The organism is Microbispora sp. H10830 (genome assembly GCF_014161375.1).
Lineage (GTDB): Bacteria > Actinomycetota > Actinomycetes > Streptosporangiales > Streptosporangiaceae > Microbispora > Microbispora catharanthi.
In genome coordinates this window covers 43,811-69,369 of sequence record NZ_JABBWX010000014.1, presented here as the reverse complement: position 1 = coordinate 69,369, position 25,559 = coordinate 43,811, and the positions used below count along the sequence as shown (strand labels likewise).

At 72.4% G+C, this 25,559-nt stretch carries 26 protein-coding genes; 19 read left to right on the top strand and 7 right to left on the bottom strand.

Annotation, left to right across the window (positions count from 1 at the left end; all coding sequences use genetic code 11):
• Nucleotides 1-10: 10 nt before the first annotated feature.
• Nucleotides 11-670, bottom strand: a complete 660-nt coding sequence (locus HHX35_RS31085; protein WP_220506129.1) for an Lrp/AsnC family transcriptional regulator — start codon at nt 668-670, stop codon at nt 11-13.
• Between the two features lie 139 nt (nt 671-809).
• On the opposite strand from HHX35_RS31085, the gene HHX35_RS31080 reads away from it, so the two are divergent.
• The 6 genes from HHX35_RS31080 to HHX35_RS31055 are packed head-to-tail and all read left to right on the top strand — an operon-like array spanning nt 810 to nt 7,082.
• A complete protein-coding gene (locus HHX35_RS31080) occupies nt 810-2,405 on the top strand; it encodes an ABC transporter substrate-binding protein (protein WP_182902225.1) in 1,596 nt (531 codons plus the stop codon).
• A 22-nt stretch (nt 2,406-2,427) separates the two neighbouring features.
• Nucleotides 2,428-3,453: an ABC transporter permease gene (locus tag HHX35_RS31075; protein WP_310739416.1), complete on the top strand. Its 1,026-nt coding sequence runs from the start codon at nt 2,428-2,430 to the stop codon at nt 3,451-3,453.
• The gene (locus HHX35_RS31070) at nt 3,450-4,325 is read left to right on the top strand and encodes an ABC transporter permease (RefSeq protein ID WP_182902223.1); all 876 of its coding nucleotides are present in this window, start codon (nt 3,450-3,452) and stop codon (nt 4,323-4,325) included. Before HHX35_RS31075 ends, HHX35_RS31070 begins: the two co-directional genes overlap by 4 nt.
• Nucleotides 4,322-5,125: an ABC transporter ATP-binding protein gene (locus HHX35_RS31065; RefSeq protein WP_182902222.1), complete on the top strand. Its 804-nt coding sequence runs from the start codon at nt 4,322-4,324 to the stop codon at nt 5,123-5,125. Before HHX35_RS31070 ends, HHX35_RS31065 begins: the two co-directional genes overlap by 4 nt.
• Nucleotides 5,122-6,084, top strand: coding sequence for an ABC transporter ATP-binding protein (locus tag HHX35_RS31060; RefSeq protein WP_182902221.1), 963 nt, complete (start codon nt 5,122-5,124; stop codon nt 6,082-6,084). Before HHX35_RS31065 ends, HHX35_RS31060 begins: the two co-directional genes overlap by 4 nt.
• On the top strand, nt 6,081-7,082 hold the full coding sequence (locus HHX35_RS31055) for a Xaa-Pro peptidase family protein (protein WP_259405564.1): 1,002 nt from the start codon (nt 6,081-6,083) through the stop codon (nt 7,080-7,082). Before HHX35_RS31060 ends, HHX35_RS31055 begins: the two co-directional genes overlap by 4 nt.
• Nucleotides 7,083-7,160: 78 nt before the next feature.
• On the opposite strand, the gene HHX35_RS31050 is transcribed toward HHX35_RS31055, so the two are convergent.
• Complete coding sequence (locus HHX35_RS31050; RefSeq protein ID WP_220506105.1) at nt 7,161-7,748, bottom strand: TetR/AcrR family transcriptional regulator; 588 nt, start codon at nt 7,746-7,748, stop codon at nt 7,161-7,163.
• Between the two features lie 225 nt (nt 7,749-7,973).
• Between HHX35_RS31050 and HHX35_RS31045 the strand changes: the two genes are divergently transcribed.
• Nucleotides 7,974-8,738 carry an SDR family NAD(P)-dependent oxidoreductase gene (locus HHX35_RS31045; RefSeq protein WP_182902220.1) on the top strand — a complete coding sequence of 255 codons (765 nt, stop codon included), beginning with the start codon at nt 7,974-7,976 and terminating at the stop codon, nt 8,736-8,738.
• Nucleotides 8,739-8,801: 63 nt separating this feature from the next.
• Here the strand turns inward: HHX35_RS31045 and HHX35_RS31040 are convergent, their stop codons facing one another.
• Nucleotides 8,802-9,386: a DJ-1/PfpI family protein gene (locus HHX35_RS31040; RefSeq protein ID WP_182902219.1), complete on the bottom strand. Its 585-nt coding sequence runs from the start codon at nt 9,384-9,386 to the stop codon at nt 8,802-8,804.
• A 178-nt stretch (nt 9,387-9,564) separates the two neighbouring features.
• On the opposite strand from HHX35_RS31040, the gene HHX35_RS31035 reads away from it, so the two are divergent.
• Nucleotides 9,565-10,227, top strand: coding sequence for a hypothetical protein (locus HHX35_RS31035; RefSeq protein ID WP_182902218.1), 663 nt, complete (start codon nt 9,565-9,567; stop codon nt 10,225-10,227).
• A 387-nt stretch (nt 10,228-10,614) separates the two neighbouring features.
• The gene (locus tag HHX35_RS43910) at nt 10,615-10,740 is read left to right on the top strand and encodes a hypothetical protein (RefSeq protein WP_259405563.1); all 126 of its coding nucleotides are present in this window, start codon (nt 10,615-10,617) and stop codon (nt 10,738-10,740) included.
• 311 nt (nt 10,741-11,051) lie between these two features.
• On the opposite strand, the gene HHX35_RS31030 is transcribed toward HHX35_RS43910, so the two are convergent.
• Nucleotides 11,052-11,246 (bottom strand): CsbD family protein, encoded by a 195-nt coding sequence (locus HHX35_RS31030; protein WP_030506614.1) that lies wholly within the window; start codon nt 11,244-11,246, stop codon nt 11,052-11,054.
• Between the two features lie 190 nt (nt 11,247-11,436).
• On the opposite strand from HHX35_RS31030, the gene HHX35_RS31025 reads away from it, so the two are divergent.
• The gene (locus HHX35_RS31025) at nt 11,437-11,913 is read left to right on the top strand and encodes an SPW repeat protein (RefSeq protein ID WP_182902217.1); all 477 of its coding nucleotides are present in this window, start codon (nt 11,437-11,439) and stop codon (nt 11,911-11,913) included.
• A 193-nt stretch (nt 11,914-12,106) separates the two neighbouring features.
• Nucleotides 12,107-13,069 carry a glutathione S-transferase family protein gene (locus tag HHX35_RS31020; RefSeq protein WP_182902216.1) on the top strand — a complete coding sequence of 321 codons (963 nt, stop codon included), beginning with the start codon at nt 12,107-12,109 and terminating at the stop codon, nt 13,067-13,069.
• 1 nt (nt 13,070) lies between these two features.
• On the opposite strand, the gene HHX35_RS31015 is transcribed toward HHX35_RS31020, so the two are convergent.
• Nucleotides 13,071-14,243, bottom strand: coding sequence for an aminotransferase class V-fold PLP-dependent enzyme (locus HHX35_RS31015; protein WP_310739415.1), 1,173 nt, complete (start codon nt 14,241-14,243; stop codon nt 13,071-13,073).
• 213 nt (nt 14,244-14,456) lie between these two features.
• On the opposite strand from HHX35_RS31015, the gene HHX35_RS31010 reads away from it, so the two are divergent.
• From HHX35_RS31010 to HHX35_RS31000, 3 genes are all read left to right on the top strand, one after another.
• Nucleotides 14,457-14,765 (top strand): winged helix-turn-helix domain-containing protein, encoded by a 309-nt coding sequence (locus HHX35_RS31010; protein WP_182902215.1) that lies wholly within the window; start codon nt 14,457-14,459, stop codon nt 14,763-14,765.
• A gap of 166 nt (nt 14,766-14,931) precedes the next feature.
• Nucleotides 14,932-15,909, top strand: a complete 978-nt coding sequence (locus HHX35_RS31005; RefSeq protein ID WP_182902214.1) for a TerC family protein — start codon at nt 14,932-14,934, stop codon at nt 15,907-15,909.
• Between the two features lie 137 nt (nt 15,910-16,046).
• Nucleotides 16,047-16,694 carry a 4'-phosphopantetheinyl transferase gene (locus HHX35_RS31000; protein ID WP_182902213.1) on the top strand — a complete coding sequence of 216 codons (648 nt, stop codon included), beginning with the start codon at nt 16,047-16,049 and terminating at the stop codon, nt 16,692-16,694.
• A 54-nt stretch (nt 16,695-16,748) separates the two neighbouring features.
• On the opposite strand, the gene HHX35_RS30995 is transcribed toward HHX35_RS31000, so the two are convergent.
• Nucleotides 16,749-17,675 (bottom strand): SDR family oxidoreductase, encoded by a 927-nt coding sequence (locus tag HHX35_RS30995; protein ID WP_182902212.1) that lies wholly within the window; start codon nt 17,673-17,675, stop codon nt 16,749-16,751.
• A 121-nt stretch (nt 17,676-17,796) separates the two neighbouring features.
• On the opposite strand from HHX35_RS30995, the gene HHX35_RS30990 reads away from it, so the two are divergent.
• Nucleotides 17,797-18,363 (top strand): TetR/AcrR family transcriptional regulator, encoded by a 567-nt coding sequence (locus HHX35_RS30990; protein ID WP_182902211.1) that lies wholly within the window; start codon nt 17,797-17,799, stop codon nt 18,361-18,363.
• An 86-nt stretch (nt 18,364-18,449) separates the two neighbouring features.
• Here the strand turns inward: HHX35_RS30990 and HHX35_RS30985 are convergent, their stop codons facing one another.
• Nucleotides 18,450-19,616 carry an erythromycin esterase family protein gene (locus tag HHX35_RS30985; protein ID WP_259405562.1) on the bottom strand — a complete coding sequence of 389 codons (1,167 nt, stop codon included), beginning with the start codon at nt 19,614-19,616 and terminating at the stop codon, nt 18,450-18,452.
• Between the two features lie 90 nt (nt 19,617-19,706).
• On the opposite strand from HHX35_RS30985, the gene HHX35_RS30980 reads away from it, so the two are divergent.
• The 4 genes from HHX35_RS30980 (at nt 19,707) to HHX35_RS30965 (ending at nt 25,518) form a co-directional block, all read left to right on the top strand.
• Nucleotides 19,707-20,390 carry a TioE family transcriptional regulator gene (locus HHX35_RS30980; protein WP_182902209.1) on the top strand — a complete coding sequence of 228 codons (684 nt, stop codon included), beginning with the start codon at nt 19,707-19,709 and terminating at the stop codon, nt 20,388-20,390.
• Nucleotides 20,391-20,603: 213 nt separating this feature from the next.
• Complete coding sequence (locus HHX35_RS30975) at nt 20,604-21,536, top strand: SMP-30/gluconolactonase/LRE family protein (protein WP_182902208.1); 933 nt, start codon at nt 20,604-20,606, stop codon at nt 21,534-21,536.
• Nucleotides 21,537-21,615: 79 nt separating this feature from the next.
• The gene (locus HHX35_RS30970) at nt 21,616-22,629 is read left to right on the top strand and encodes an alcohol dehydrogenase catalytic domain-containing protein (protein ID WP_182902207.1); all 1,014 of its coding nucleotides are present in this window, start codon (nt 21,616-21,618) and stop codon (nt 22,627-22,629) included.
• Between the two features lie 39 nt (nt 22,630-22,668).
• A complete protein-coding gene (locus HHX35_RS30965; RefSeq protein WP_182902206.1) occupies nt 22,669-25,518 on the top strand; it encodes an FAD-binding and (Fe-S)-binding domain-containing protein in 2,850 nt (949 codons plus the stop codon).
• Nucleotides 25,519-25,559: the final 41 nt, after the last annotated feature.

Here is a 25,559-nt window from a genome sequence, read left to right as displayed (position 1 = left end):
TTCGTCCCTCCTACGTCGCATCGCGCAGCGCGGCGCGGCCCTCGGCCGCGCCGACGAAGCGCATCTTGCCGAGCGGCAGCCCCTGTCCCTGTCCCTGTTCGGGCTCCGACGAGGCCGAGGGGGCGGGCCGCCGCGGGACGCCGCGGCCCCGGTCCCGCTCCCTGTCGCTCGGCAGCACGTACGGCCGCCTGAGCACCTCGTCGAGGATGAAGACGGTCTCGGTGGCCTTGACGGCCGGGATGTTGGCCAGGCGTTCTGTGACCATCGCGTGCACCTCGGCCACGTCGGCCATCCTCACCTGGATCATGGCGTCGTGCTGCCCGGTGGTGATGGCGCAGTACTCCACCTCCGGCATCTGCGCGAGCTGGGCGCGGAACTGCGGCCACATCTGCTGGCGCACGGTCACGAAGATCAGCGCGACGATGCCGAGGCCGGCCCGCTGGTGGTCGATCTCGGCCGTGAAGCGCCTGATCACGCCGTCGGCGCGCAGCGCCTCGAAACGCGTGTAGGCGTTGGCCCGGGAGATCCCCACCCGCTCTGCGAGGGCGGACACCGAGACGCGCCCGTTGTCCCTGAGCACCTCGAGGATCTTCAGATGGGTGGCGTCCAGCTCCAGGCCGATGCCGATCCGTCCAGTGGCGCCGCCCCCGGACCCCGAGTTGCTTGACATTTCGGTCACTGGTTGTTCCTCCACGGGAGATTCGTCTCGGCTTGGCCGCACGAGCTGGACTTTCTGCCGGACAATCCTGGACGATCGGCGACCAAACGTCCATACGGCCAAGAGTTGGCCTGTTTTCGGAGGACACATAATGACGACCCGTTCGTGGCAGGTGAGGGCCGGCCTGCTCCCGGTTGCGCTCACCGGCGCCCTCGCCCTCGCGGCCTGCTCCGGCGGCGGCTCGTCCAGCAGCACCCCAAGCGGCGCCGCGGGCAAGACGCTCGTGATCGACACCTCGTTCGACCTCAAGACGGCGGACCCGGGGCGGACCTACGAGCCGACCGGCCTGATCGTCGACAAGGCGACCTACGACACGCTTCTCACGTTCGACGGCTCCGACGTCACCAAGCCGGTGCCGTCGCTCGCCGAGTCGTACGAACTGTCGTCCGACGGCAAGGAGCTCACGCTCAAGCTCCGGCAGGGCGCCAAGTTCGCCGACGGCTCCCCGGTGACGGCCGACGACGTGGTGTTCTCCCTCACCCGCGTGCGCGACATGAAGGGCACGCCGTCGTTCCTGCTCGACGACGTGGAGATCGCCAAGACCGACGACACGACCATCACGCTGACGTCGAAGACCCCGAACCCGGCGCTTCCGTACATCCTGCCGAACCCGGCCCTCGGCATCCTCAACTCGAAGGCGGCCAAGGAGCACGGCGCGACGAACGACCCGAACGACAAGGCCGAGCAGTACCTGAACTCCGCCTCGGCGGGCTCCGGGCCGTACACGATCGAGTCCTTCAACGTGAGCAGCCAGGTCGTGCTGAAGGCGAACGCGCAGTACTGGGGCGCGAAGAAGCCCTACTACGACAAGGTCGTCATCCGCAACGTCGAGTCGGCCACGCAGAAGCTCAACGTGCAGCGCGGCGACAGCCAGGTGGCGCTGAACCTGTCCGGCGACCAGGTGGCCGGCATCTCCGGCGGCCTGCAGGTCAAGCGGACCGCCTCGGCGTACGTGTTCTTCCTGCTCGCCAACCAGGACTCGGGCGTCAGCAAGGTCACCTCCAACCCCAAGTTCGTCGAAGCCGTGCGCAAGGGCATCGACTACCAGGGCCTGCTGGAGCTGGCCGGCGAGGGCTCGACGCAGGCGTCGGGCATCATCCCGTCGATGTTCCTCGGCGCGCTGCCGGCCGACCAGGCGGCCAAGCGCGACGTCGAGGGCGCCAAGGCGGCGCTGGCGGAGAGCGGCGTGACCGCCCCCACGGTCAAGCTGGAGTACCCCAGCGAGCTGACCGTGAACGGCCTGTCGTTCCAGCCGCTGGCCGAGCGCATCCAGGCCAACCTCAAGGACGTCGGCATCACGGTCGAGCTGACCCCCGCTCCGGTCACCACCGCGCTGGACAACTACCGCAACGGCAAGGAGGAGCTGGGCCTGTGGTACTGGGGCCCCGACTTCCCCGACCCCAGCAACTACCTGTCGTTCGCCCCGGGCAAGCTGGTCGGCCTGCGGGCCGGATGGAAGGCGGGCGCGGACAAGGACGTCGAGGCCGCGGCCGACAAGGCCGGCGCCGCGGTGACCGACGACGACCGCAAGCAGGCGTACACCGACTTCCAGCAGAAGCTCAACGCGACCGGTCCGTTCATGCCGCTGATCCAGCCGGGCCAGAACATCGTGACGGCGGCGTCCGTCACCGGCGTGGAGTACCACCCCGTGTGGACGATCAATGTCGCCGACCTCGGCGCCAAGTAGACGCCGTACGGGGAACCGGGCGGTGCGCAGCCCGCTCGCCCGGTTCCTGGTGCGGCGGATCGTCACGGCGCTGCTGCTGGCGGTGGGGATCACGCTGGTCACCTTCGTGCTGACCAACCTGGTGCCGGGTGACCCGGTGGCGGCCAACCTCGGCCAGCGGGCGCTCGGCGACCCGGCGATCGTGGCCCAGTGGCGCACCGACCACGGCCTCGACCGGCCGCTGCCGCAGCAATACCTGATGCACCTCGAAGGGCTCCTGCACGGCGACCTCGGGACGAGCCAGCAGAGCCACCGCCCGGTGCTGGACGACCTCGCCGAGTCCGTGCCGGCCACGCTGGAGCTGGCCGGGGCCGCCATCCTCGTCTCGCTGGTCCTCGGCGTCGGGTTCGGGGTGGTCGCGGCGCTGCGCCGGGACCGGCTCTCCGACCACGTGCTGCGGGTGCTGAGCCTGGTCGGCATCTCGGTGCCGACGTTCTGGCTCGCGCTGGTGGCGTTCTACGTGTTCTTCTTCCGGTTGCAGATCACCCCGGGCAGCGGCCGCATCGATCCCGGGATGACCCCGCCGCCGCAGGTCACCGGCCTCTACACGGTCGACGCCCTGCTGTCGGGACGCTGGGACGTGCTCTCCTCCGCCGTCGGCCACCTGGCCGCGCCGGCGCTCGTGCTGGCCCTCTACACGATCGGCCTGCTGACGCGGTTCACCCGCTCGGCGGTGCTGGAGGTGCTCGGGCAGGACTACGTACGCGCCGCTCGCGCCAAGGGCCTGCCCGGCCGCGTGGTGCTGTTCCGGTATGTCCTGCGCCCGGCGCTGGTGCCCGTCATCACCGTCGCCGGCCTGGCGTTCGGCAGCCTGCTGTCCGGCACCGTGCTGGTGGAGGCCGTCTTCGCCTGGCCGGGGGTCGGTCAGTACGCCTACAGGAGCGCCACCACCCTCGACCTGCCCGCCGTCATGGGCGTCGGTCTCGTGGTGGGCGTGGTCTACCTCGTCATCAACCTGGTCGTCGACGTGCTGTACGGCGTCATCGACCCGAGGGTGAGGGTCTCATGAAGCGCGCCGGCCTGTTCGCGCGCAGCCGCGTGAGCCGGCTCCCGCAGGCGTGGCGGCGGCCGCTGGCGGTCGTCGGCACCGTCGTCGCGCTGGCCTGGATCGTGGTCGCGCTGGCCGCGCCGGTGCTCGCGCCGCACGACCCGCTGGCGCAGGAGCTGCCCCGGCTCGCGCCGCCCGGCCCGGGCCACTGGCTCGGCACCGACCAGCTCGGCCGCGACATCCTCAGCCGGATCATGTACGGCGCGCGGGTGTCCATCCCGCTCACGCTGCTGCTCGTGGCGCTGTCGGTGGCGGTCGGCGGCCTGCTCGGCGCCTGCGCCGGGTATTTCGGCCGGTGGGTGGACGAGACGATCATGCGCCTGGCCGACCTCGTGTTCGCCTTCCCCACCGTCATCCTCGCGATGGTCGTCGCCGCCGCCCTCGGCGCGAGCCTCGGCAACGCGGTGCTCGCCGTGCTCGTCGTCGCCTGGCCGGCGTACGCCCGGGTGACCCGCGGCCTCGTGCTCGGCGTACGGGAGCGGGAGTTCGTGCTGAGCGGCCGGCTGCTGGGCTTTTCCGCCTGGCGGTCGCTGCGGGTGGACGTGCTGCCGAACGTCACCGGGCCCGTCCTGGTGCTCGCCACCCTCGACATCGGCACCGCGCTGCTGCTGCTGTCGGGCCTGTCGTTCCTCGGGCTCGGCGCGAAGCCGCCGTCGCCCGAGTGGGGCGCGATGGTCGCCGCCGGAGTGGACGTCTTCGACAGTTGGTGGGTCGCGACGTTCCCCGGGCTCGCCATCCTGACGGTCGTCCTCGCGTTCAACTTCCTCGGCGACACGCTGCGCGACGCGCTCGACCCGCGTACCGCCGGGGCGATCAAGGAGCGTGCGCTGTGACGGCCGCACAGAAGACGGCGGCGTTGACGATCGAGGGGCTGCGGGTCTCGATCGGCGGCCACGACGTCCTGCACGGCGTCGACCTGGCCCTTGAGGCGGGACGCGTGCACGGCCTCGCCGGCGAGAGCGGCTCGGGAAAGACCATGACGGGTCTCGCGGTGCTCGGCCTGCTCCCCCACGGCTCCCGCGCGTCGGGACGAATCGCCTTCGGCGGCCGTGACCTGCTGGAGATGCCGGTCCGCGAGCTCAACGAGGTGCGCGGCGCGAAGATCGCCATGGTCTTCCAGGACCCGGCGACCAGCCTGCACCCGATGCTGACGGTCGAGCGGCAGCTCACCGAGCACATGCGCCACCACCTCGGCATCGGCAGGAAGGAAGCGCGCGAGCGGGCCGCGGGCCTGCTCGCCAAGGTGCGCATCCCGGGCCCCGAGGAGGCGCTGAAGCGCTACCCGCACCAGTTCTCCGGCGGCATGCGGCAGCGGATCGCCATCGCCGTCGCGCTGGCCTGCGAGCCCGAGGTGCTCATCGCCGACGAGCCGACGACCGCGCTCGACGTGACCGTGCAGGCCGGGATCCTCCGCCTGCTGCGCGGCCTGTGCGACGACCTCGGCCTCGCCGTCCTCCTCGTCACCCACGACCTCGGTGTGATGTCGGCGGTCGCCGACGAGGTGAGCGTGATGAAGGACGGGCTGGTCGTGGAGACCGGCCCTCGCGGCCAGGTGCTGCGCGAGCCGCGCCACCCCTACACCCGATCGCTGCTCGACGCCCTGCCCGTGCCTCCTGGGGAGAACTCGCCATGACCATGCCTCTGACAGGGCCCCTGTTGTCCGTGGAGGACCTGGTCGTGGAGCACCGCACGCCGGGCCGCCCGGTCGTGAGGGCCGTGGCCGGGGCCGGCCTGCACGTCGCCGCCGGCGAGGTCGTCGGTTTGGTCGGCGAGTCGGGATGCGGCAAGTCCACCCTGGCCCGGGCGGTGTGCGGGCTGCACGGCGCGGCCTCCGGACGGATCCTCGTCGGCGGGCACCCCGTGACGCCCCTCGGGCTGCGCCGCAGGGACCCCGCGCTGACCGGCGTGCAGATGGTGTTCCAGGATCCGTACTCCTCGCTGAACCCCCGCCGCCGCGTGGGCGCGCAGATCGCCGACGGGCTGCGGACGGCGGGCGACACCGCGACCAGCCCCGCCGACCTGCTCGAACGGGTCGGGCTGCCGCGCGCGTTCGCCGGCCGATACCCGCACGAGTTCTCCGGGGGGCAGCGGCAGCGCGTCGCCATCGCGCGGGCGCTCGCCGCCCGGCCGTCGCTGCTGATCGGGGACGAGCCCATCTCCGCCCTGGACGCCTCCGCCCAGGCGCAGGTGGCCCGGCTGATGCGCGACCTCGCCGTGGAGTCGGGCGCGGGCCTGCTGTTCATCAGCCACGACCTGTCCGTCGTGCGGCTGATCGCCGACCGGATCGCGGTCATGTACCTCGGCAAGGTCGTGGAGACCGGGCCGACCGCGGAGGTGTGGGCCGACCCGAAGCACCCGTACACACGGGCGCTGCTCGCCGCGATCCCCTCTCCCGACGGCGCCGGAGTGCTGCCCGCCGAGTTGCCCGGGGACGTGCCCGACCCCGCCGATCCCCCGGCGGGCTGCCGGTTCCACCCCCGCTGCCCGTTCGTCATGGACGTGTGCCGGGAGCGGGAGCCCTTGGGTGGATCGGCGCAGTTCGGGCCGGTGGCCTGCTGGCTCCACGAGCCGGAGCCGTCCTCCCCGTCATGATCGACCCCCTCATGCTGGAGGACGTACGCGCCGGAATGGCCGGAGCGGGCATCGACGCCCTCGTGCTGCGGCCCTCCCCGGACTTCCGGTACCTGCGAGCGGCCCCGCTGTCGGGCGCGGGCGACGAGAGCTATCTCGTGGTGTCGCTCGACGGGCCGCCCACCCCGGCCGGCGACCCCGCGCAGGCGGCGGCCCTCGTGCCCCCGACGGCACGCCGCGTGGCGGTGGACCCGCAGATGCACGCCGCCGAGCTTTTCGCGCTGCGCCTGGACGCGGAGCTCGTGCTGGCCTCGGCTGTGCTCGCGCCGCTGCGCCTGCGCAAGCGGGCCGACGAGGTGACCGCGATGCGGCACGCCGCCGCGGCGGCCGACGCCGTGCTGCTCGCGGCCCGCGAGCTGGCGTGGTTCGGCGCCACCGAGCTGGCGATGGCCCGCAGGCTGCGGGCGATGCTCGCCGAGACGGGCTGTGAGGGGGCGCCCTCCGTGCTCGTCGCGGCGGGCGAGCATTCCGCCGACGCGCGTCACCAGCCGTGCGAGCGGGTGATCAACCCCGGTGACGCGCTGCTCGTCTCGGTCGGCGGGCGCTGGAACGGCTACTGCGCCGAGGTCGCCCGGGTCTTCGCGGTCGCCGAGCCGCCGGAGGACTTCGACGCCATGTACTCGGTCGTCCTCGCCGCGCAGCGGGCCGCCGTCGACCTCGTACGCCCCGGAGTGGCGTGCGCCGAGGCCGCGACGATCGCCGGCGAGGTCATCGACGGCAGCGGCTACGGCGACTACGCCGCCGCCCGGGCCGGCCGGGGCATCGGGCTGAGCCCGGTGGAGGGGCCCTGGCTGGCGGCCGGGGAGAGATTCGAGGCCGGGATGGCCGTCTGCCTGGAGCCCGCCATCTACCTGCCCGACCTCTTCGGCGCCCGGGTGGCCGACGTGGTCGTGTGCGGCGAGGAGGGGCCGGAGCTGCTCAGCACCGGCTCCCGCGCGCTGCACGTCCTCGACCGTTAGTGCTTCGTTCTTTCGAATCGACACCGGCCAGGGTCTCGACCACGGTGGCGACGCCGGGCGGCGCGGGCCAGGTGCCGTTCAGCTCGTCACGATGCCGTGCAGGAGCAGGTCGATGAGCCTCGTGGCAAGGCCGGGCTCTTGCTCGGTGCCGGCCATGTAGCTGATGCCGCCGAGCGCCATCAGGACGTCCTGGGACTTCGCCTGTTCCTGCATGGCCCCTTGGCTCCTCCCGGCAGCGAGAAGGCGTTCCACTGCTTCGACGAGGCCGGCGCGGGTCTGCAGCCGCTCGCTGTCGTCGGTCAGCACCACGCGGAGGGCGCCGGCCATGCCGTGCTTGGTGGCCATGAAGTCGATGAAGCGCTCCATCCACGTCCGTAGCGCGTCCACCGGGGGCAGCAAGGCCGCGAGCTCGGGCGCCGCCTCGCACAGGAGCCGCACTTCGTGCCGGTACACCGCCTCGATCAGCAGTTCCTTGGACGGGAACCGGCGGTAGAGCGTGCCGACACCCACGCCGGCCTCGCGGGCGACGTCCTTGACCGAGGCGTCGGCTCCGTCGCGGGCGATGACGGCTGCCGCGGCCTTGAGCAGACGGTCTTCGTTGCGCTTCGCGTCGGCTCGCAGCGGCCTGTGCCGCCGTGCGGAGCCGTCCTCGCCGTTGTCGGCCAATCCCAGCCCTTTCTCTCACGCTTGAAACCGGAACCAGTTCCGGTTATGGTTCAAGCGGAACCGGTTCCGGATACGAGGCTATCGCGGCTTCGGGCTTCTCCGCGAGCGGCCGTCGGCGGCACGGCGGCGACGCACCCGCCGGGGCTCTCTCGAGGTCCGCAGCCGCAGACGGCCACACCTCGGGGCCCGCGAAGGCCACGACCACGACATCTGGAGGAAGACGACATGACCGGACGACTGCGGAAGACGGTGGCGCTGGTGACCGGCGCCGGCAGCGGAATCGGCGAGGCGACCGCCCGCGGCCTCGCCGCGGAGGGCGCGGCCGTCGCCGTCCTCGGGCGGCGACGCGGCAGGCTGGAGGAGCTCGCGGACAAGGTCCGGGCCGACGGCGGCACCGCCCTCGTCGTGGAGGCCGACATCACCGACCGGCGGCAGGCCGCGGCGGCAGTGGAAAGCGTGGTGACCACGCTCGGCCGCCTGGACATCCTCGTCAACAACGCCGGATTCATGGGTGTGGGGCAGGCCGCGGAATCCCCGCTCGAGGAGTGGGATCACATGCTCGCGGTCAATGTCCAGGGCCTGCTGTACACCACCCATGCCGCCCTGCCGCACCTCCTCCGCGCCGCGGAGGACTCCCCGCGGAAGGTGGCGGACCTGGTCAACATCAGTTCCACGGCAGGCCGGGTCGCCCGGCCCGGGACTGCCGTCTACAACCTGACGAAGTTCGGCGTCAACGGGTTCACCGAAGCCCTGCGGCAGGAGGTCGTGCGGAAGGGCCTCCGGGTGAGCGTGGTCGAGCCCGGCACGGTGGACACCGAACTGAGCTCCCACCTCCGCGACGGCGTGCGCCAGGCCGTAGAGCGTCAGATCGAGAACATGGAGTTGCTGCGTCCGGAGGACATCGCCGACGCCGTCTCCTACATCGTCACCCGGGACCGTCGAGTCGCCGTCAACGAGATCCTCGTGCGCGCCGGCGAGCAGACCTGGTGACAGGCCGCGCGCCGCACGCCGTATGCCCTGGCACTGCCGGGGGGCGCTCGTCCGGCCGGGTGATCACACAGGGGGCTCGGGGTCGTACTGCATGTGCCGGCGCACCTCGCGGGCCCGCTCGACCCCCGCGAGCCGTGCCACCAGGTGGAGCGCCATATCGATGCCCGCCGACACCCCGGACGAGGTGACGACGTCGCCGTCGTCGACGAAGCGCTCCTCCCGCCGGACGTCGATGGTCGGGTCCAGCTCGGCGAGCAGGTCGAGGGCGCCCCAATGCGTGGTCGCCGGGCGGCCCGCCAGCAGCCCGGCCGCCGCGAGGACGAGCGACCCGGTGCAGACGCTGGTCATCAGGGGCACGCGTCCGCGCAGGTCCCGCACCCAGGCGAGGTGGTCCGAGTCCTTGAGCTGGGGACGGGTCCCGGCGCCGCCCGGATGCAGGAAGACGTCCAGGTGACCGACGTCGGCCGCCGACCTGTCGGCATGGAGCGTCAGCCCCTTGGACGCCCGTACGGCTCCCGCCCGCGGCGCGAACGCGACGACCTCCGCCTCGTCCGGGAACAGTTTCGCCCACACGCCGAAGACCTCCCATGGGCCCACGGCGTCCAGTTCCTCCACCTGGTCGAACAGCAAGATCCCTATCCGTGTCATGCCCGCCATCCTCGCGCAGGGGCGTACGGAGACGAAAGCACCGGCAAAAGTGGGCAAATAGTCGCTATCAGCACCAGCAACCACAGGGGGCTCGATAGAGGATAGAAAGGTCATTTTCCCGAAGCTCTCGCGGGTCGGGCAGAGATCCGCGTCGGGGACACGTCATCGGGGAGGATCCATGACCACGACCGAGGCGACGCCGGGCACGACCACGGCAGGCACGACTGCCGGCACGGCCACGACCGGCACGACGACCGCCCGGGGCCGGACGACCCGCGCCCGGACGACCACGCCGCCCACACCCACGCCCACTCCGGCTCCGCCCCCCGGCGCGGGCATGGAGATGAAGGAGGAGCACCGGCCCCAGCTGGATCTGAACCTGCCGTTCCTGCGGCTCCAGCTACGGGCGCCCGAGATGCACCTGCCGCACGTGGGCATGCCGCACATCAGCGGACGTGACGTCGGGCACGCCATGGACGTCGCCCGCACGTTCCTTCCGCCGCCCGAGCGGATCATGTACTACGGCGGTCTCGGCGCGCTGGCCGCGCTCGGCATCCTGGAGTGGCCGGTGGCGGCGGCGATCGGCGCGGGAACGATGATCGCCCAGCGCGCCAGGGGCCGCGAGCAGCGCTGGTCGCCCCTCGGCGGCGCGCAGAGGGAGACCCGCGGGGCTCCCACACCGGGGACGGCCGCCACCGGAGCCGGAGCCATGCAGGAGCCGGCGACGCCGACGACAGGGCGGGCGGCCGGGAGGAGAACCAGCACGGCCAAGGGCGAGGCGAAGACCCCCGCCACCACCGGCCCCACCACCGCCCGGCGCACCAGGGCCGGCGCCAAGTAACGCGGGGCGCCTCGCGCGGGTCCGCGAACGGCGGCACCGCGCGATAGGCGCGCGCCCGGCGGCATCCGCGGCCGGCGGCATCCCGGCGGGCGGCATCCCGGCGGGCGAGGGCGATATGCGGCGACCAGAGGGCAGGTGACCACCGGGGCAGGCGACCACGGGCACGGGAGCGGTGCGGGGCCGGCGCGTGAGTCGCGCGGCTCGGGGCAACCCCACGGCCACACGGGGGGCGAATCATGATCGGGGACATGGCAGGGGACGCATGATCAGGGCGCGTATCCGCAACGGTCATCGACCGTTCACCGAACGGTAACCTTAACTACGCCGTTTTGGGAGGTTGATGCGTCACTCTTCCCTAGAAGCCGATTTGTCCTAATGAGGTGTGAAGTGTCTGAGTTCCTCGCCGCCGTACTCTCCCGGGCGGCCATCATGGTCCTGGAGGCGCTGCTCGTGCGTCTCGTCCAGACTCTTGTGACGTCGACCTTCCGCGTCCGGCTGCCGCACGCGGCCTGACACGGCAGGCGTCTTTCGTCATCGCGGGCCGGTGCCGCCGGCCCGGAACCAACGGCTCTCCCCGAGACGACCGTTGCTCCAGGTGAACAGTCGGTGAACGGCCCGGTGAACACGGAAGCCGGCTCCTTGCGGAGCCGGCCGCTCTCCACACCATCAAGGGGGACGGGAGCGCCGGGCGATCGTGCCCGGCTCGGCGGCCCCTCGTCCCCCGGCGAGTCTCCCGGCGAGTCCCCCGGCGACGGCCACCGGCCCGTCCGTCCGGGCCCCTTTGCGGCCTGTCGCCTCCCGCGGGATCGTCGTCCCCGCGCGGGTCAGTCCTTGAAGGCGTCCTTCACCTTGCCGGCGGCGTCCTTGACCTTCTCGCCGGCCTGCTTCATGTGACTCTTGGACTGGTCGGCCCGACCCTCGGCCTCCAGGCTCTCGTCGTCGGTGACCTTGCCGAGCCCCTCCTTGGCCTTGCCGGCGACCTCTTCCGACTTGTTGCGGAACTTGTCCTCCGTGCTCATCCGGACGCTCCTCTCGGTTCCAGAAGGTGACGAACTCCCTCTTTCCGCTGGTGAAGGGGCTAAACGCCGCTCGACGTGTCGCCGCTCACACCCCGCAAACACAATCCCACCAAAACGGGAAAAAGTGACGAACCGGGCGTACGCTAGGAATAAGGACTACAGCACACACCTCTGAAGGGTGGTGTGACGTATGACACACGGCGCCGACATCGGGACGCATCCCGACATCATGCAGATGCGCGCTCGCTACGAGGCCGCCGCGGCGAATCCCGCCGCGCAGCTCGCCGACGGTCTCACGCTCCTGAGCGGCCTGTATCTAGCGCTCTCGCCGTGGATCGTCGGATTCAGCGGCACGCGAACTCCGCTTGCCGTGAACAACCTGATCACGGGCCTCGCCGTGGCGCTCCTGGCGATGGGGTACAGCTCGGCGTTCGGGCGCACCTACGGAATCTCCTGGGTCGCCCCGCTGCTCGGTATCTGGACCATCATCGCCCCCTGGGTGATCCGCGGGGGCATGGCGACCACCGCGACGATCATCAGCAACGTGGTCGTCGGCGCGCTCATCCTGCTCTTCGGCCTGGCGACCATGCGGTTCGGGATGATGGAGCGCGGGCAGCCCGGCGGCTTCCGCACGACGGGACCGGCGCACATGGGACCGGCCCACTGACCGGACTCCGGCCTCCGGCTGGCGGCGCCCCGCCCCGCGCCGGCCACGCGGCGCGCAGGCGCGGCACCGCCGTCCCGGGCCCGGGACTGACGTCCCGAGGCGGTCGACGCCGGCGGTCGACGCCACGCCATGGCGGCCGTGTCACCGGCTCCCGTTACCCTCGTCTCGTCGGAGACGAGAGGACGGTGGCAGTGTGACGACAACGGCCCCCGTCGCGAGTCCGGTGGACTTCGCGGCCTACGGCGACTACGCGATCAAGGCGGCCACCCGGCCGGACGGGTCGTTCGAGCGGCCCCTGTACCGCTTCCGCGACCGCGTGACGGCCGACGGGAGCGGCGCATATCCCGCCGAGCCCGGCCGGTATCACCTGTACGTGTCCCTGGCCTGCCCGTGGGCCCACCGCTCGGTCATCGTCCGGGCGCTCCTCGGCCTGGAGGACGTGGTGTCGATGTCCGTCGTCGATCCCGTGCGCGACGGGCGCGGGTGGGCGTTCCGCGAGGGCCCCGGCCACGGCCCCGACGAGCTGAACGGCTTCACGCTGTTGCGGGAGGCGTACGAGGCGACCGAGCCCGGCTACGACGGCCACGTGTCGGTGCCCGTCCTGTGGGACCGGCGCACCCGCCGGATCGTCAGCAACAACTTCCCCGACATCAGCCTCGACCTCGGCCAGGCGTTCGCGCGGTGGGCCAGGCCGGGGATCGACCTCTACCCGGAGGACCTGCGGGGCGACATCGACGCGCTCAACGAGCGCGTGTACGCCGACGTCAACAACGGCGTGTACAAGTGCGGCTTCGCCGAGAGCCAGGAGGCGTACGACGCGGCCGTGACGACGTTGTTCGCGGCGCTCGACGAGCTCGAGGAGCGCCTGGGCGGCGGCCGCTACCTGTTCGGCGACCGGCTCACCGAGGCGGACGTCCGCCTGTGGGTCACGCTGGCCCGCTTCGACACGGTCTACGTGACCCACTTCAAGGCGAACATCCGCCGCCTGGCCGACTACCCCAACCTCTGGCGCTACGCCCGCGACCTCTACGCGAACCCGGCCTTCGGCGGCACGACGAACTTCGCCCACATCAAGCGGCACTACTACGGCACCCACCCGAAGATCAACCCGCTGCGCATCGTGCCCGCGGGGCCGGTCATCGACTGGGGTCTGTAGCTCACGCGGAGGGCAGGGCCTCGCACAGCCGGTCCAGCTCGTCCTCGGTGTTGTAGTAGTGCACCGAGGACCGCACGAGCGAGGGCAGCGCCCGGGCCTCGAAGTCCCATCGGGCGGAGTACGCCGCGGACACCGAGACGTTGACCTTCGCGGCCGACAGCCGGGCGGCCACGTCCCGGCTGTCGTGCCCGTCCACGGTGAACGTCACGATGCCGCACCGCCGCGCGCCCCGGTCGTGCACGGCCACCCCGGGAATCGCGGTCAGGCGCCCGCGCAGCGCCTCGGCGAGGCCGGTCACCCGCTCCTCGATGGCGTCGAGCCCGAGGCTCAGCGCGTAGTCGGCCGCCACGCCGAGACCGATCTTGCCGGCCACGTAGCCCTCCCAGTTCTCGAACCGCCGGGCGTCGCCGCGCACCTCATAGGAGTCCGCGGAGGTCCAGGTGGCGGCGTGCAGGTCGAGGAACGGCGGCTCCAGGCGGTCGAGCATCCGCCGTGAGCAGTACAGGAACCCGGTGCCACGGGGCCCGCGCAGGAACTTGCGGCCGGTCGCCGACAACAGGTCGCAGCCGATCTCCCGGACGTCGACCGGCAACTGCCCGATCGACTGGCAGGCGTCCAGCAGGAACGTCACCCCCGCCTCCCGTGCCACGGCGCCGATCTCCGCCGCCGGGTTGACCAGGCCGCCCTGGGTCGGCACGTGGGTGACGGCGATCAGCTTGACCCGCTCGTCGATCATGTCCCGCAGCGCCTCGACGGACAGGGCGCCGGTCTCGTCGTCGGGCACCACCTCGACCCGCACATCGTGCCGCCTGGCGGTCTGCAGGAAGGCGATCGCGTTGCTGGCGTACTCGGCGCGCGAGGTGAGGATGCGGTCGCCCGGCTTCCACGGCAGGGAGTAGAAGGCCATGTCCCAGGCGCGGGTGGCGTTCTCGACGAGGGCGATCTCGTCGCGGTCCGCGCCGACGAGCTCGGCCAGCGCGTCGTAGGTCCGCTCCGACCGGTCGAGGGCGGCGCCGGCCGCCTCGTAGCCGCCGACGCGCTCCTCCAGGCGCAGGTGGTCCACCACGGCGTCGGTCACCTGCCGCGGCGGCAGGGACGAACCGGCGTTGTTGAGGTGGACGACGTGCTCGCATCCCGGCGTGTCCGCCCGCACCCGTCCGACGTCGATGGTCACGTGAAGCCTCCCAGAAGATCCCGAAAGCCCCATTCTGCCCAATCAGTGATTCACTCCTTCGTGTGCACGTGCTCCTCGCCGGGCCGGGCAGCACCCGTACGGCCGCGCTCGGCGCCGGTTCGCCGGCCGCGCTCCTGTCCCCGCGACCTGGGCGGGTACGGCGGCGGGGTGGGCCGACCTGGGTTTCGCGAATCCGTCATCGCATAATGAGGTATGAGCACCTCCTCCCCCGCGGGCGGCTGGACGTTCCTCACCAACCACGCGCACGTGCTGCTCGCGCTGTGCCGCGATCCCGACGCGCGGCTGCGGGACGTCGCCGAGTCGGTCGGGATCACCGAGCGGGCGGCCCAGACGATCGTCTCCGACCTGGAGGCGGCGGGCTACCTGCGCCGTGAGCGCGTGGGGCGGCGCAACCACTACACGATCAACCCGCTGGCCCCGTTCCGCCACCCGGTCGAGCGGCACCGGCACATCGGCGAGCTCCTCGAACTGTTCGGGGCCGCGGTTGACGCACGAAGCTGATTTCGTGAATACTTGAACACAGTTCGAGGGGGAGTACCCGGCTTCCTCAGCGTCGTCATCACGGCCGCCGTCGTAGGGCGTCCCGGCGCGAGGGTCACCGCTGGCGGTGGCACGGGGAGACCGTCGGCCTGCCGAGCCCGCCCATGCGGCGGTGAGGAGGTTGACGATGTCTGTGCCCCTGTGGGTCTGGGCCGCGGTTCTGGCGGTCATCCTCGCCATGCTCGCCGTGGACCTGTTCGCCCATCGCCGGGCCCACGTGGTGGGCGTCCGCGAGGCGCTGGCCTGGTCGGGGGTGTGGATCGCGCTGGGCCTCGGCTTCGGGGCCGTGGTCTGGCTCGCCTGGGGGCCGGAGGCCGGTGGGGAGTACCTGGCCGGCTATCTCATCGAGAAGTCCCTGGCCGTCGACAACGTCTTCGTGATCGCGCTGCTGTTCTCGTTCTTCGCGGTCCCCCGCGAACTGCAGCACCGCGTGCTGTTCTTCGGCGTGCTCGGCGCGCTGGTCTTCCGTGCGGCCTTCATCGGCGCGGGCGCCGTCCTGCTCGACCGCTTCCACTGGATCCTGTACGTCTTCGGGGCGTTCCTGCTCTACACCGGCGTGAAGATGGCCAGGCATTCGGCGATCGAGGTGCACCCCGACCGCAACCCGGTGCTGCGCGCGATGCGCCGGCTCATCCCCGTCACCGACTCCTACCAGGGCCAGCGGTTCCTCGTACGGCAGGACGCGGACGGGCGGGACGGGCGGCCGGGCCGCCGGTGGGCCGCGACGCCGCTGCTGGCCGTCCTGGTCGCGGTGGAGACCAGCGACATCGTCTTCGCGGTAGACTCGATTCCGGCGATCTTCGCCGTCACCTCCGAGCCGTTCCTCGTCTTCACCTCCAACGCGTTCGCGATCCTGGGGCTGCGCGCGATGTACTTCCTGCTGGCCGGGGCCATGCACCGGTTCGGCTATCTGCGGTACGGCCTGGCGGCGATCCTCGTGTTCGTCGGCGCGAAGATGCTCCTGGCGGACGTGTACAAGATCCCCGTATGGCTGTCGCTCGCGGTCATCTGCGCCTGCCTCGTGGTCTCCGTGGGCGCGAGCGAATACAGGAACCGCCGCGAGGAGCCCTCAGGGAAGAACCTGACCGCCCGGGATCGCCGATAGCGGGGGCCCGCCCTCTCGATCGGTCCGCACGCTCGCACGGCCGCCGGAATCGATCTTCCGCTGCCGCGCGGAGATCTGTACTCTCCACACATGGCCGCGTCGGTGGAGGGGATGTTCGCGGCGCCGGGGACGGCCGCATGATCGACGAGATCCTTCCCCCGTGGGTGGCGTCGGCCGAGAAGTTCGGCGACGTGCCGGAGGAGACGCTGTTCCCGGAGGAGAGGCCGCTCATCGCGCGGGCCGTCGACCGGCGGCGGCGCGAGTTCGTCACCGGACGCCACTGCGCCCGGCTCGCGCTGGCCCGGATCGGCGTCACGCCGGTGCCGATCCCGCGCGGCGAGCGGGGCGCGCCCGTCTGGCCCGCCGGCACGGTCGGCAGCATCACGCACTGCTCGGGCTATCGCGCGGCGGCCGTCGCCTCCGTGGACGTCGCGCGCGCGGTCGGGATCGACGCGGAACCGCACGAACCCCTTCCGGAGGAGGTCCTTTCCACGATCGCCTCACGCGAGGAGATCGCCGCCCTCCGGGCGATGGGCGACGTGGACGGCGAGGTCTGCTGGGACAGGATCCTGTTCAGCGCCAAGGAGTCGGTCTACAAGGTGTGGTTCCCGCTGACCGGCCGCTGGCTCGACTTCACCGGGGCGGTCGTGGACATCGAGCCCTCGGGCACGTTCCGCGCCCGGCTCCTGGTCGCCGACCCGGCCATCGCGACGAACACCCTGCCGGGGCGGTGGGTGGTGAGCGACGGGCACATCGCGACCTCCATCGCCCTGCCCCGGCCCTGACGATCCCGCACCGGCGCGCCCGCCGGTCGCCGGTCACCGGTCGCCGGTCGCCGGTCACCCAGCTCGAAAGTAGTGGCCCTTGTCGAGGTCGTCGATCAGCCCCGGCTGCACCGGCTGCCAGCCCAGCAGTTCACGGGTCAGCGCGCTCGACGCCGGGGCGTCGATCCCGATCATGCCACCCAGCCAGGAGAAGTGCTCGCTCGCCTCCTCGCGGGGGATCGAGACCACCGGCAGACCGAGGTGGCGGCCGATCACCTCGGCGACGGCGCGGATCGGCACGCCCTCGTCGGTGACCGCGTGCAGCACCGATCCCGCCGGGGCCTTCTCCAGCGCGAGGCGGAACAGGTGCGCGGCGTCGAGCCGGTGCACCCCGGGCCAGCGGTTGGACCCGTCGCCGACTTGACCGGACACGCCCCTGTCGCGGGCGATGCCGACCAATGCCGCCATGAAGCCGTGGTCTCCCTCGCCGTACACGGTCGGGGGCAGGCGCAGCACCGATGAGCGGACGCCGTGGGAGGCGAGGTCGAGCGTCCTCAGCGCGGTGGCCTGCCGGGCCCGCGGGCCGTCGTCGTGCGCCCCGGCGGAGCCGGAATCACGCCCGTCCCTTTCGGTCGCCACCCGCCCCTGGGTCAGCCCGAGGATGCCGGAGGCGAGGACGAACGGCCGGTCAGAGCCCGCCAGCACCTCACCGAACGTCTCGACGGCGCGGCGATCCGCGTCGGCGGCGCCCTGGAAGTCGCCGGTGAAGGCGATGTCGTGCTTGAACGCGAGGTGGATCACGCCGTCCGACTCCGCGGCCGCGCGCCGCAGAGTGTCGAGATCGTCGATTGTGCCACGGCACACCTGCGCCCCGGCCCTCGTGAGTGCGGCGGCCGACGCGTCGGAGCGCGCCAGGCCGACGACCTCGTGCCCCGCGCCGAGGAGCTCGGGGACGACGGCGGAGCCGATCCAGCCGGACGCGCCGGTGACGAACACGCGCATGACGTACTCCAAACGGTCGATTGCCCTCCGCGCCGGGTCACCCCGAACGGACGGCGATGTCAGTGACTGTCATCAACGTAGCACTGATGTCAGCCGCTGTCATCAGGGTAGGATCCGAGGCATGGGTCGCTGGGAGCCGAACGCGCGCGGCCGTCTGGAGCAGGCGGCGATCGAGCTCTACATCGAACGCGGATACGAGCAGACCACGGTGGCGGAGATCGCCAAGCGAGCGGGGCTGACGGAGCGCACGTTCTTCCGGCACTTCGCCGACAAGCGCGAGGTGCTGTTCTGGGGCTCGGGCGCACTGCGGGATCACCTCGTGAACGCCGTCGCCGCCGCGCCGGACTCCGCCGCGCCGATCGACGCGATAGCCGGAGCCGTCGAGAGCGTCGGCGCCATGTTCCAGGAGCGCCGCGAGAGCGCCCGGCAGCGGCAGACCGTCATCGCCGCCAACGCCGAACTCCGGGAACGGGAGCTGATCAAGCTCGCGTCGCTGTCCGCGGCGCTCGCCGACACGCTGCGGCGGCGCGGCGTCGCGAACCCGGCCGCGAGCCTGGCCGCCGAAGCGGGGATCGCCGTCTTCAAGATCGCGTTCGAGCAGTGGATCAGTGATCCCGGCGAGCCGGACATGTCGCAGCTCGTTCGGGAGTCGTTCGACGAGCTGAAGGCCGTGATGGCGGGCAAGTGACGTGCCCACCCCGGTGAGGGGGCGGGCACGGATGGGGTGGTCGATGAGCGTACGCGCCGGCCAGGCCTGACACGCACGCACTTCCGTCAACCCGGCGTGACAACCTGCCTGAGGAAGACGACACCGTCGATCATGCCGAGCTGAGCCGGGTCCAGCGGGAAATAGGCGAAATCGCGGGAGACGCGCGGGGCGGGCTCCGTGACCGCCTCGGCCAAGCGGCGGGCGTCGACGAGAGAGTGCTCCCACGGGAGCGTGGACAGGATGCCCTCCACGGTGTCCGGGGGCGGGGTGTCGTCGCCGGCCGTGCCGAAGGCCGAGGCCAGGAAGGCGTACCGGTCGCCCAGGCGCGTCGCGGTGATCGCCCCCGCGCTCCACCACTCCAGCTGCTGGTCGCCGAACGGCATCACGCTCTTGTTCCGCTGCAGGTGGAGGTTGCTCGCGAAGACCAGGGCCGGCCCGTGCCCGGCGACGGCACGCAGGTTGGCGGCCATCATCGCGTCCCGCAGGGCCGACAGCCGGGTCCACCGTGCCGGCGACGCGTCGGCCATCCAGTAGTGGTAGCGGAGCAGGCCGACGGCGGTGCGTGCGTACAGTGCCGCCCGCTCCCCGTCCTCCGTGCTCAGCTGCGGCGCCTGCGTCTCGAGCAGCGCCACCAGGTCGTCGGCGATCAGCCGCAGCCGCTGGGCGTCGGCGGACCGGCCGATCGACTGGGACGGATCCATGGCCGCGGCCTCGTTCGACCACCGCTCGTCCTGGCCCAGCAGAGCGTCGAGGGCTTCCTCGGTCACCACGGTGCCGGGGAGCGGGCCGTCGAGGAGGGCGTAGAGGGCGGTGAGCGCCTGGCGCGGGCTCGCCGCCCAGTACTCCAGCGGACCGTCGAACCCGAAGAACCGGATCTTCTCGTCATGCTCCTCGTTGTACGCCCGCATCCAGCGCACGAGCTCGCGGTTGGCCGGTGACGCGCCGAAGCCGTGGCTGAAGCCGCGTTCCATGACGTCGTCGAGCGTGCCCGCGCCCGTCGTGATGTAGTCGTCCACCACGAGGCCCTTGAGACAGTCGCTCTCGATGGCGAACGACCGGTAACCCTCGTGCTCGACCAGATGCCGGAAGATCTCGTTGCGCACCTCGCCCAGCTCCCCCACGAAGTGCCTGGCCTCGCCCAGGCCGAGCAGCAGGGGCCGGGCGGGAAGCGACCCGAGGAACGCCGAGACTCCCGCGCCGTCGAGCGGCCGGGCCGTGTCCTTGATATCCATACCTTTGACGGTATCGTTGAACATTCGATGTAAACTTTTCCCCGAAAACCCCCCTTTCACCGCGATGGACCTTCAATCGGTGATGCATCCATGAGGCCAGTGGACCTGGCGCGTGAGCACGGCCTGTCCACCCAGGCGATCAGGAACTACGAGGAGGCCGGCATCCTGCCCGCCGCCGGACGCACCGACCACGGCTACCGCACCTACACCCCGCTGCACGCGCAGGCCCTGCGCGCGTTCCTCGCCCTCGTGCCCGGGCACGGTCACCAGACGGCCACGTCGATCATGCAGGCGGTCAACCGGGGCGCCGTCGAGGACGCGCTGCGGCTCGTCGACGAGAGCCACGCCCGGCTCCTCGACGACCGCCGCACCCTCCAGGCCGTCGAGGCCGCGCTCCGCGATCTGGCGCCCGTGCCGCAGGAACGCGGCGACACGTTCATCGGCCCCCTGGCCAGGCGGCTCGGCCTGCGCCCCGCCACCCTGCGCAAATGGGAGAACGCCGGGCTGGTCCGGCCGCGCCGCGATCCGCTGACGGGCTATCGGATCTACAGTGCGGCCGACGTCCGCGACGTCCGGCTGGCCCACCAGCTCAGGCGGGGCGGCTACCTGCTGGAGCAGATCGCCCCGCTGATCGCTCAGGTCCGCTCCGCCGGAGGCGTCGCCCCGCTGGAGTCGACCCTGCGCGACTGGCAGGCCCGCCTGTCCGCGCGGGGCCGCGCCATGCTCAAGGGCGCCGCCGACCTGGACGCCTACCTCCACGCCCGCGACCTCTGAAGATGACGCGGTGGCGCACCGCTGATGCGAATCGCGGGACACCCGGTGGCCGCTGGAGCCGGTGAGGACGCCGAACTCCCGGTGAAGACCTTTTCTCCCGCCCGAAATCGGCTCTAGTATCCGGAACATGACCACACTTCCGCTCGCTCCGCCGCGGGCGGTTCCCGAGGGCCTGCCGTCCATCCGTGCGATCCCCGCCGGACAGGAGATGCCATGACCAGGCAGTTCACCGCCACCCAGGCATCCGGCGAGGTGTACGCCCTCGGCGAGGGCCCTGTGTGGGATCCCGCCAGGCAGCGCCTGCTGTGGGTGGACATCGACGCGGGGGCGGTGCACGAGGGACGGCTCGACCCCGCGACCGGCGCCATCGCCGCCACCACGGCGCACACCTTCGGCGGCACGGCGGGGGGCACGGCGGGGGGCACGGCGGGGGGCACGGCGGGCAACACCGTGGGCGCGGTCGCCGTCTCCGCCGGCGGAGAGCTCGTCGTCGCCGAGCGCGAGGTCCTCACCCGGGTCGACACCGCAGGCCGCCGCACCGAGCTCGCCCGGGTGCTGCCTTCCGGCGCGCCGAGCAGGCTCAACGACGGCGCCGTGGACCCGGCCGGGCGCTTCCTGATCGGCAGCATGGCGCTGGACGACCGGGAGGGCCAGGAGGTGCTGGTCCGCCTCGACGGCAGGACCTGCGTCCGCCTCGACGACGACCTGACCCTGTCGAACGGCCTGGCCTGGAGCCCCGCGGGCGACCGCATGTACAGCATCGACAGCACGCCGCACGTGGTGTGGGAGCGCGACTACGACCCCGCCGCAGGACGGACCGGGCCGCGGCGGGAGCTGTTCAGGCTCACCGACGGCATGCCCGACGGGATGTGCGCCGACGCCGAGGGCAACCTGTGGATCGCGGTGTTCGGCGGCGGCCGGGTGGAGTGCCGCGATCCCGGCGGGCGCCTGCTCGCCACGGTCGAGGTCGGCGCCCCCAACGTCACCTGTCCCGCCTTCGCCGGACCGGATCTCGACGTCCTCGTCATCACCACGTCCGCCAGTGGCGTCGATCCGGCCGAACACCCGGGGTCCGGGCACCTGTTCACCGCCCAAGTGGGCGTACGCGGCCTGGCGACGCCCTACTGGGTGCCTCCTCGGTCATGAGCCCCGATCCCCGTCAAGGAGACAGGACCTTGCCCCTCACCCGCATCGGCGCCCTCGCGCCCCTCCCCTTCTCCCGGTAGTGCGGGCACTGGTCGTCACCGGCCCCGGCAGGGCCGAGGTGGCGGACCTCGAGCCGCCGGTCGCGGCGCCCGGGCAGGTGGTCGTCGACGTCGAGCGGGTCGGCGTCTGCGGCACCGACGTGGAGCTGTTCACCGGCAAGATGAGCTATCTGCACTCCGGCCACGCCTGGTATCCGCTGCGCCCCGGCCACGAATGGTGTGGCGTCGTCACGGCGCTCGGGGAGGGCGTCGACCCCCGCTGGCTGGGCCGCCGCGTCACCGGCGACACCCAGCTCGGCTGCGGGCGCTGCCGCCTCTGCGGCGACGGACTGCACCACGTCTGTCCCGACCGGGCCGAGATCGGCATTCGCAAGGGCTTCCCCGGGGCGCTCGCCGAGCGGCTCGCCGTACCGGCGGGGGCGCTGCACGCGCTGCCCGAGACGATCGACGCGACGATGGGCGCGCTGGTCGAACCCGGCGGCAACGCCCTGCGCGCGGTGCGCGGCGCCGCCCTGCAATCCGGTGATCGGCTGCTGGTGCTGGGCACGGGCACGATCGGCCTGCTCGTCGCGCTGCTCGCGCGGGCGCGGGGCGCGCAGGTGCATCTGATGGGCCGCGACGAGCCCACGCTCCTCCTGGCCCGCGACCTCGGCTTCGCGGGCGCGTGGACCCGGGCGTCACTGCCGTCCCTGCCGTGGGACGCCGTGGTCGACGCGTCCAACGGGGCGGACCTGCCGGCGCTCGCGCTCGACCTGGTCAGGCCCGCGGGCCGGGTAGTCTATATCGGTCTCGCCGGGTCCCCCAGCCGGATCGACACCCGCGACCTCGTGTTCAGGGACGTCACCGCCGTCGGCGTGCTCAGCGGATCGGCCGGTCTGGCCGGGACCATCGAGGCGTACGCGGACGGGTCGGTCGACGCCCGCCCGCTCGTGGCCGCCACCGTCGGCCTGGACGACGCCGCCGGCGTGCTGGCGGGGCGCCGCCCGGCCGGCGCGGGTCCGGGCCCGAAGATCCACATCGACCCTCGGCGATAGAGGGGGCGCATCGCGCCTCCGGACGGAAGCGTTGAGATCATGAGCCTTACCGATGCCGGAACCCATGCAGAACCGCGACGGCGGGCGCCGTCCGACCCCGCAGTACTGGCGGCGGTGGAGGCCGCCGTCCCGGGGATCACCCGTGCGCGGGCGAGTGACCGGCTCGGCATGGCGCACGACGCCTCGCACTACCTGCTGACCCCGCAGGCCGTCGTGGTGCCGGAAAGCGCCGCGCAGGTGGCGGCGCTGATGCGGACCGGGCTGCCGCTGACCTTCCGCTCCGGCGGCACCAGCCTGTCCGGGCAGGGCGTCACCGGCCACCTGCTGGTCGACACCCGCAGGCACTTCAGGGGCATCGAGGTCCTCGACAACGGCGAGCGGGTGCGGGTGCAGCCCGGGGCCGTGCTGCGGCAGGTCAACGCCCGCCTCGCGGCCTACGGCCGCAGGCTGGGCCCCGACCCGGCCAGTGAGTCGGCGTGCACGATCGGCGGGGTGGTGGCCAACAACTCCAGCGGGATGACCTGCGGCACCCACGCCAACACCTACCGGACGCTGGAGTCGATGGTCCTGGTGCTGCCCAGCGGCACCGTGATCGACACCGGCGCGCCCGACGCCGACGCCCGGCTGCGCGCCCTCGAACCCGCCCTGGCCGAGGGCCTGGAACGGCTGCGCGACCGCATCCGCGGCAACCCCGAATCGGTACGCCGGATCACAGCGCAGTTCGCCATCAAGAACACCATGGGCTACGGCCTCAACAGCTTCCTCGACCACGACAGCCCGGCGCAGATCCTCGCCCACCTGGTGATCGGCAGCGAGGGCACCCTCGGTTTCGTCGCCGAGGCGGTGCTGCGCACCGTGCCGGCGCACCGCCTCGCCGCGACCGGCCTGCTGGTCTTCTCCTCGCTACGGGAGGCGATGGCCGCCACGCCCGAGCTGGTCGCGGCCGGCCCCGCCGCCGTCGAGCTGCTCGACGCCGAGTCACTGCGGGTGGCCCGGCTCGACCCGCACGCCGACGACGTCCTGCGGACGCTGGAGGTGCGCGATCACGCGGCGCTGCTGGTGGAGTGGCAGGAGCCCGACCCCGAACCGCTCAGCGCACGCGAGCGTGAGGCCGGGCGGGTGTTCGCCCGGCTGAACCTCGCCGCCCCCGCCCGGCTCAGCGGTGACAGCGCCGGCCGGGCGGCCCTGTGGCGCATCCGCAAGAACCTGTACGCCGCGGTCGCCGGGGCTCGGCCCAGTGGCACGACGGCGTTGCTGGAGGACGTGGCCGTCCCCGTGCCCGCCCTGGCGGATCTCTGCGACGACCTGGCCGAGCTGTTCGCGAAGCACAGGTACGAGCGCAGCGTGATCTTCGGGCACGCCAAGGACGGCAACCTGCACTTCATGCTGAACGAGCGCTTCGGCACCGACCTCGACCGCTACGCCGACTTCACCGAGGAGATGGTCACCGCCGTGCTCGACCGCGGCGGCACACTCAAGGCCGAGCACGGCACCGGACGGGTCATGGCCCCCTTCGTGCGCCGCCAGTACGGCGACGAGCTCTATGAGGTGATGCGGGAGATCAAACGGCTGTGCGACCCGGCCGGCACTCTCAATCCCGGCGTCGTGCTCACCGACGACCCGAAGGCGCACCTGCGCGACCTCAAGACCGTCGTCAGCGTCGAGCCCGAGGTCGATCGGTGCGTGGAATGCGGCTACTGCGAGCCGGTCTGCCCCAGCCGCGACCTCACCACCACCCCGCGCCAGCGCATCGTGCTGCGCCGCGAGATCGCCGCGGCCGAGGCGGCCGGCGACCACGCGCTCGCCCGGCAGCTCGCCGAGGAGTACGACTACGACGCCGTCGACACCTGCGCCGTGGACGGCATGTGCGCCACCGCCTGCCCCGTGCTGATCAACACCGGTGACCTCACCAAGCGCCTGCGCGCCGGTCGTCACGGGCGCACGGCGCGGGCGGGCTGGAAAACCGCCGCGAAGCACTGGAGCGCGGTGACCCGGGCCATGGACCTCGCGATGGACGCGGCCGCCGCTGCCCCGGCCGGGCTCGCCGAGGGAGCGAGCCGGGCCGCCCGCGCCGTCGGCGACCCCGACACCGTCCCCCAGTGGAGCCGTGACCTGCCGCGCGGCGGCACGCCCCGCCGCCCCGTGCCGCGTCACGAGGCCGACGCGGTGTACGTGCCGTCGTGCCTCAACACCATGTTCGCCCCCGCCGACGGCGGGCCCGGCGTCATGGCCGCGGTACGGCGGCTCGCCGAGCGGGCCGGCCTGCGGCTGCACGTGCCGGAGGGCGTCGGGGGCCTGTGCTGCGGCACGCCGTGGTCCTCCAAGGGCTTCGGCGAGGGCTACGAGGTGATGCGCCGCCGGGTGCGGGAGACGCTCCTGACGGCGACCGACGGCGGCCGGCTTCCGGTCGTCAGCGACGCCGCCTCCTGCACGGAAGGGTTCGAACGGCTGACCACCGCGGGATCCGAGCGGCCCACGGCGGGCTCCCCCGCCGTCCGGGTGCTCGACGCCGTGACCTTCGTGGCCGAGCACGTCCTGCCGCGCCTGCCGCAGCCGCCGGAGGACCGCAGGCTGACCTCGCTCGCCCTCCATCCGACCTGCTCGTCCGTCCGGCTCGGCCTCGACGCCGCCATCGCCAAGGTGGCCGAGGCGGTGGCGAAGGAGGTCGTCGTTCCGGACGGCTGGCAGTGCTGCGCCTTCGCCGGCGACCGGGGGCTGCTGCACCCGGAACTGACCGCCTCCGCCACCCGTGCCGAGGCCGCCTCGGTGGCCGAGGGCGGCTTCGCCGCCCACGCGTCAGTCAACCGCACGTGCGAGATCGGCATGGCCCGCGCCACCGGGAAGACCTACCACCACCTGCTCGAACTCCTCGACCAGGTCACCGCCTGAAGGACGCCGAGCAGGCCGGTTACGGCGCGGGGAGGCTCGGC